The organism is Psychrobacter sp. Arc9 (genome assembly GCF_041431295.1).
Taxonomy (GTDB): domain Bacteria; phylum Pseudomonadota; class Gammaproteobacteria; order Pseudomonadales; family Moraxellaceae; genus Psychrobacter.
Map to the genome: position 1 here is coordinate 36032 of NZ_JASMRK010000025.1, position 7076 is coordinate 43107.

The 7076-nt window shown below is 42.0% G+C and carries 6 protein-coding genes; 3 read left to right on the plus strand and 3 right to left on the minus strand.

Going from position 1 to position 7076, the window contains the following annotated elements; translation table 11 throughout:
- Positions 1–169 precede the first annotated feature (169 nt).
- The 3 genes from QO187_RS11455 to QO187_RS11465 all read left to right on the plus strand — a co-directional run bounded on the left by QO187_RS11455 (position 170) and on the right by QO187_RS11465 (position 2875).
- Positions 170–1549: a 5-(carboxyamino)imidazole ribonucleotide synthase gene (locus QO187_RS11455; protein WP_102093308.1), complete on the plus strand. Its 1380-nt coding sequence runs from the start codon at positions 170–172 to the stop codon at positions 1547–1549.
- A complete protein-coding gene (locus tag QO187_RS11460) occupies positions 1549–1998 on the plus strand; it encodes a DUF188 domain-containing protein (protein ID WP_102093310.1) in 450 nt (149 codons plus the stop codon). Before QO187_RS11455 ends, QO187_RS11460 begins: the two co-directional genes overlap by 1 nt.
- A 235-nt stretch (positions 1999–2233) precedes the next feature.
- Positions 2234–2875 carry an NAD(P)H-binding protein gene (locus QO187_RS11465; protein ID WP_102093312.1) on the plus strand — a complete coding sequence of 214 codons (642 nt, stop codon included), beginning with the start codon at positions 2234–2236 and terminating at the stop codon, positions 2873–2875.
- Positions 2876–3032: 157 nt separating this feature from the next.
- Here the strand turns inward: QO187_RS11465 and epmA are convergent, their stop codons facing one another.
- The 3 genes from epmA to QO187_RS11480 all read right to left on the minus strand — a co-directional run bounded on the left by epmA (position 3033) and on the right by QO187_RS11480 (position 6457).
- Positions 3033–4061: an EF-P lysine aminoacylase EpmA gene (epmA, locus tag QO187_RS11470; protein ID WP_102093313.1), complete on the minus strand. Its 1029-nt coding sequence runs from the start codon at positions 4059–4061 to the stop codon at positions 3033–3035.
- A gap of 50 nt (positions 4062–4111) precedes the next feature.
- Entirely contained in the window at positions 4112–5221 is a 1110-nt protein-coding gene (locus QO187_RS11475; RefSeq protein WP_102093318.1) for a 4-phosphoerythronate dehydrogenase, read from the minus strand.
- Between the two features lie 108 nt (positions 5222–5329).
- Complete coding sequence (locus tag QO187_RS11480) at positions 5330–6457, minus strand: AI-2E family transporter (protein WP_102093315.1); 1128 nt, start codon at positions 6455–6457, stop codon at positions 5330–5332.
- Positions 6458–7076: the final 619 nt, after the last annotated feature.

Consider the following 7076-nt stretch of genomic DNA (forward strand, 5'->3'; position numbering starts at 1 on the left):
CAGCGTCTTTTATATTGATAGCCTAACGATTAAAGTTATCAATATATATTTTTAAGCAATTCCGAGTAGAGATAAGGTGCATACAGTGCACCTTTTCCTATTTTCACCCATTGAGTTTTAGATTTTAATAGACCAAACATCTTATTCACCTTTATTCAAAGAGCCTGCCATGACTACAGCAAACGCTTATCCTGTTACCCAAACCATTCGTACCATCGGTATTTTAGGCGGTGGTCAGCTTGGTATGATGCTTGCCGAAGCCGCCATGCCACTGGGTTACCAATGCGTATTCTTAGAAGACAATCCAGAATGCCCTGCCAGCTTATACGGTCGTGTCTTTCATAGCGATCAATTAGAAGACTTTATCGCAGCAGCGGACGTCTTTACGTTAGAGTTTGAAAACACGCCAACGTCTACTGTTGAGCAACTGGTTAGCTTGTCAAAATCTGGTAGCAAGCAAGGCATGTTCCCACCGCTGATTGCGCTTGATATCGCCCAAGATCGTCTAAAAGAAAAGCAGATGTTCAACACGCTTGATATTGCAACCGTGCCATTTATGGAAGTCAATTCTGAAGCTGAGCTCAAGCACGCTTGTAAAGAATTAGGACTGCCTATCGTTCTAAAAACCAGCCGAGGTGGTTACGATGGCAAAGGACAGTTCGTTATCAAGCAAGACAGTGATATTAAAACTGCTTGGCTAGATTTAAAAGACGCAGTCAGCGGTAAAGGCTCACTTACGCCAACACCTGCGCCGTTAATTGCTGAAGGTTTTATTAACTTTAGCCGTGAAGTGTCTATCATTGCAGCAAGAGCGCAAAATGGTCAGGTACGCTGTTACGATTTGGTCGAAAACCATCATCACAACGGTATATTAGCCAAAACTCAAGCACCTGCTGTTGGTACGAGTCACCTGTTCCAGCAAGCAACAGATGCTATCACTAAAGTCATGAACCATTTGGATTATGTCGGTGTTATGGCGCTTGAATTATTCGTCACCAAAGATGCTCGCGGTCATAATGCGATATTGGCGAATGAGATCGCACCACGGGTACACAACTCTGGACACTGGAGTATCGAAGGCGCTATTACCAGTCAGTTTGAGAATCATATCCGTGCCGTGGTTAATTTACCATTAGGCGATACAGATAACGTGCATCCTGCGATTATGGTAAATGTGCTGGGTCAATATCCTGATATCAGTGCAGTGCTAAATATCGATGGCGCTCATTATCATAGCTATCATAAGGCTGAGCGTGACGATCGTAAGATTGCTCATATCACCTTGATGCCTAATGACGTGACTGATTTAGAGCCTGCTATGGCAAAATTGGTTGCTATCTTGCCAAACAAGGTTGGTCTAGATAAAGAGTATACAAGCTTGGATACTCAGCCTAGTAAAGCAGACGTCGATACTAAGAGTAATGCTAAAAACAGTGTTCAGAACAGTATTCAAAATGATGCCACAGCTGATGAACTAGACAATAAAGACAGCCAAGCAGGCAGCCTGACTGCTACTCCTTCAGCAAAAACTGAGAAGGCCAAAAAATAATGCAGATATGGGTGGATGCAGATTCGGTACCATTGATTGCCAAAGACTTGATTATTAAAACGGCTGAACGTACCAAGACCATGGCTATATTTGTGGCCAATCAGCCGATCAAGCTACGCAAGTCGCCCTTACTTGTTATGACTGTCGTGCCCTCAGGGTTCGACAAAGCGGATGATTATATCGTCGAGCAGATACAAGCTGGTGACTTGGCTATCACTAGCGATATCCCATTGGCCAATGATATTTTGGATAAAGGTGGTATGGTATTGACGACGCGCGGCGTAGTCTACGATAAGAACAACATCAAGCAAAAGCTCAATATGCGCGACTTTATGGATACTATGCGCGGTACTGGCGTCCTAGAGTTACAGGAGATGAGCGGTCAGAAACCCTACGGCGATCGAGATAAAAAAGCCTTCGCCGACGGGCTTAATCGCTTGGTTCGTTAGTGCTTTTTATCGTTTTATCTGACGCCTACCCATCCTGTCTTCTATTAAATAACATTATCTAGCCAACGTTTGCTTCCTTGCAAACTGTATACACTCTATAACCAAACACTATTCAATCAGCACGCTTTATAACGAAGCATGCTACCTATCTTTGTTACTCTATATTCGGTTTTTAAGATAAACAAACTTACTGAATAATTCAAACAATAGCATTTAAATAAGAATAGGAATGATTATGAAAATTTTAGTCGTTGGTGCAAGTGGTCGAGTGGGCGGAGATTTGGTTAAGCAATTATTGGCTGATGACCATCAAGTTATTGGCACGACTCGTCAGAAAGAAAAACTATTTGATAATGACAATTATACCCAGCTAGATTTAGACATTACAGCCAGTAAAGAGTCTATTGAAAAACAACTGGATCAGGACATTGAGGCTGTTTACTTTGTTGCAGGGTCTGGTGGTAAAAACGTCTTAGAAGTTGATTTGCATGGTGCTGTAAAAACGATGCAAGCGGCACAAGATAAAGGCATTAAACGTTATATTATGCTGAGCTCAGTCTTCTCATTAGAAACTGATAAATGGGATGAAAACCCAGGTATTGCGGACCTAAAAGAATACTACATCTCTAAACACTACGCCGATCACTGGTTAGTGAATAACAGCTCGCTTGATTACACTATCGTACAGCCAGGCGCACTAAAAGAACGTGCTGGTACAGGCAAAATCACTATTAATGATACAAGTTCTGGTGAGAATGCCATCGAAGATGTAGCGACAACGCTAGCCGCGGTGCTAACCGCAGATAACACGATAGGCAAAGTCTTCAATCTACAAAATGGTGATATCGATATCAATGAAGCAGTTGCTACGGTATAAATAAATTTAGTATTAGCAAAATTGGTTGTAGACGCTAGATTTTAAAAGCAGCCAATACAAAAGGTCGTTATCGAGTCGCCAATATCTAATTGGTAAATCGGCAACGACCTTTTTATTATGTATTTAGATTACAGCTAATCTAAAGATGCTCATTCAATTATGCTTGCCCACTGGGAAAAGGGATGACTTCTTCTAAGCTACTTGCACCTGTTAAAACCATTAGCAATCTATCCATACCAACTGCGATACCGCTACATGGCATCAAATCATTGGATGCGGCTAATAGATGCTCATCAATTGGCATTTGAGGTAGGTTATGACGCGCACGTAATTGATTGTCTTGTGCAAAACGGTCGCGCAGTGCTTGACCATCTGCTAATTCATCATAAGCATTGGCGATCTCAACGCCATTAATATACAGCTCAAAACGTTTCGCAATTTTATTACCGTCTTTATCCATAGCGGTTTTCGCTAACGCAGCGGTCGCAGGTGGATACTCTATAATTAATGTCGGTAAATCATGACCTAGGTTTGGCTCTACGGCATGACTGAATAACAAATCCAACCAGCTCTGACGACGGTTTTCTTCGCTATCATCAGCATTATTAAAATCAAATCCGGTCAAACCCATATCTTCTGCCACGGCTTGCAATGCAGTTAAACTCGCTGTCAACGGATGTATGCCCACAAAGTCCATAAAGGCATCGACATAGCGATAATGACTCATCACAATTGAATGACCATAGAGCGTCTCCAACAACTCATTAAGCTCAGTTGCCATCTTGTCCAGACTATAATTAGGTTGATACCATTCAAGCATCGTAAATTCAATATTATGACGCGTGCCTATTTCGTTATTACGAAAGACAGGACAAATTTGATAAATAGGTACTTGCCAGCTTGCTAATAAACGCTTCATCGCAAACTCAGGCGAGGTATGCAAATAATAAGTGCGTGGACGGTCTTGATAGGTCACATGAGCTGCTACAGACTGCAAAAAAGTGTCTGTATTGCCTGCTTGGGATAATAGCGGTGTTTGCACTTCTAGCACTTGTCGACTGGTAAAAAACTGACGAATATTGCTGACGAATTGCGCGCGCTGTTGTGCCATCGCAAGTGTCATGGTTGGTGCGTAGCTAGGCTTAGAAGTAATAGGGTGCGAAGAAATGTTGTTTGCTTGAGTCATTGGGCTCTACTGTGACTGATGAATAATTGGTTGCTCAGTATCTTATTTAATTAAAACTGCCACTCACGGCGCAGGTGGTAATCACGTCTCAAACCGTCGAAGTCAGCACCGTTTACTTGCCCATCAACTGCTTTATTTCGCAACGAGGTATCATCCTGCATGATGTCATAAAACTTTGGCAGTCTGTCTGGATATGATTTTAATTCAGACCATAAGAACATATTTAGCGGTAGCAGATTGGACATAGATTGAGCTGGAGGTATCGATAATTTTTCGCACAGTGCATCATAAATGATTTGTGTGCCACGCAGCTTACCTTCTAGCGTATAGCCAGCGATATGCGGTGTGGCAATAGCAAGTTTAGATAGTAAGCTTGCTGCGACTTCTGGCTCATGCTCAAACACATCTAGCACCACTTGACGGCCAGTACACTCAATATCTGCTTCAAGCGCGCTTTCCTCAATCACAGGCCCGCGCGCACTATTAATCAATATCGTATCGGCAGGCATCATTGCCAATGCAGCTGCATTAATCAGATGACGTGTTGGGTAATCACTACCTTTAGGATTCGTCGCATTCTTCTCATTAGTCAAAGGCACATGCAGACTAACTACGTCACTTTGGCTAAGTACCTGCTCCAAGCTAGCATTGTTAGTTTTAGAGGCTGGCAACAGGGGATCATAACCTAGCACCTGCCAACCCAGATCATAGGCATATTGAGCAAGTGTACTGCCGATATTGCCAAGGCCAATGATACCTAAGGTTAATGACGCCGACTGCTGCCAATATTGCGGACACAAAGTAAAAACAGCCGTCAACACATACTGAGCCACAGAATGCTTGCTACAACCAGCCGCATTGGCAAAAGTGATATTGCGAGACGCTAGATAATCTTGATCTACATGGTCGGTACCAATAGTCGCAGACCCAACAAACTGCACGCTGTTATTGTCAGCCAATAGCGCTTCATTTACTTTCGTCACAGAGCGTATCAGCAGCACATCTGGCTGTACTTCGGTAAGTAGCGCTGCATCAATATCTCGACCAGCGACAGTAATAATCTCAACCGTATGCTCAGTCAGCTGACCAAGCGTAGAATCATTAAAAAAATCATTCAGACTGGCGATGTTGCTGTCCGCTAAAATAGTGATATTTTTAATTGTACTTAACTTATCGATTTTATTATTCGTCAACTCTGCCATATTCTCATTTGTCATTATTCATCGTCTCTATCGATAATTTTTTACATCGTATTTGCTAGCGACTCATTATTCCGGTCCATGCACAGGATCTATCGCACGAGAGTCAGAAAGCATCACCTCTTGCTGAGCAAATATCTCATTCTTATGCTGCGATATCCACTCGCGCCATACTGCAAGCCCGATAGCCAATACGACAGGCCCAATAAACAAACCAACAAAACCAAACGCTGTTAGACCACCTAATACACCAATAAAAATAATGATAAAAGGGATTTTGGTCGCGCCGCTAATGACGATAGGACGAATCAAATTATCCACCCAGCTAATTACCAGTACACCCCATAGTGCCAATCCAATACCCTCTGCAGTATGTCCTTGGCTCAACAGCCAAATCGATACCCCGCCCCAAACGAATGGCGTGCCAAACGGAATCAAGGCAATAATAAAAGTAACAATGGTCAATAAAATAGGACTTGGTGCACCAGCGAAGTAATAGCCGATACCTGCCAGTGTCGCCTGTGCCAACGCTGTTAAACCAATACCGTAGACTACGGCACGTGTGGTTGTACCTACAGAATCGATGTAACCGTCGATGCGATTGCCGATGATGTTACGCAGCGCTTGACGAATCTGCCGAACCAGACTGGTGCCATCTCGGTAAAAGAAGAAGAGCGTCATTAATGCCATACCGAGTTTAGCTAAACTACTGAACACCACATCAAAGGCTATTTTGCCATAATATAAATGCGACTGAACCCAAATGCGAAAAGCTTCTAGCGTTCCTTCTGGGTTTTTATTGATACGCCACAGTACGTCTTTGACTTGCTGACCGATGATAGGCAAATCTTTGAGGGAGTCAGGCACATCTAAGTAACCTACCTTGATACGGTAAATCAAATTACTGATTAAACTTAAAGCTTCTTGCTGCAAGATAAACACACCGATAACCACTGGCACACCAATTATCAGTGAAATACTCACCGTCATAATAGCGGCGCTAAAGTCTGGGCTTAGCTTTACCTTTTCATGGAAGAAATTATAAATAGGAAAGGTCACATAGGCCAAAATCGCTGCCCACAGCGCTGGCACAATAAAAAATTGCACCACTTGAAAACACAATACGAACAGTACCACTAGCAACGTAATTGCCAATAAGCGCTGAATAATAAATTCTTTTGTCCAGTTTTCAATCATAGCGTATAAACCAAAAGCGGACAGCAAACGATAGTTTTGCTGGCGAGTTTATAAATGTGTGATGAATATCAGCTCTTAGACACTGTCTGTAAGCCATATCCATTAGCGAGAATTGCGAATCATACAAAAAAGCATTGGGTCGGACTTATGAAATCATATAACGATTAAGTAATATGGCAATTAAATAGTATGACGATTAAATAGTATGAATGTGCCCAGTTCCATACCGCGAATTCAAAGCCCTTTCTCATTATAGATAAAATAATAAAAATGCGGTTAGCACGCTTTATTATGCAATAAAGCATGTGAATTATATAACGCGTTGTTGTAATCTTTACTTACAACTTTGTCTATGCAAGCTTACTAGATGGCGACGATAATGACTAGCGCATAATGCATGAATTTAGTGTGTAAAAATGATGTATTGAAAACTGCTTTTATGTTCAGCTTTTAAACTGTTATCTTATAAGGGAATCCACTGGTGCGTTCTATTTGTCGCGACAATTGATGTTATACTAAAGCAATTATTTTAAGCTTTTCAGTAGACCTCTTGCAAAAGTAGCAGAGGGAATTAAAATAAGAAGAACATTCATCGTTGTCTAGGAACCATGCCAAACAT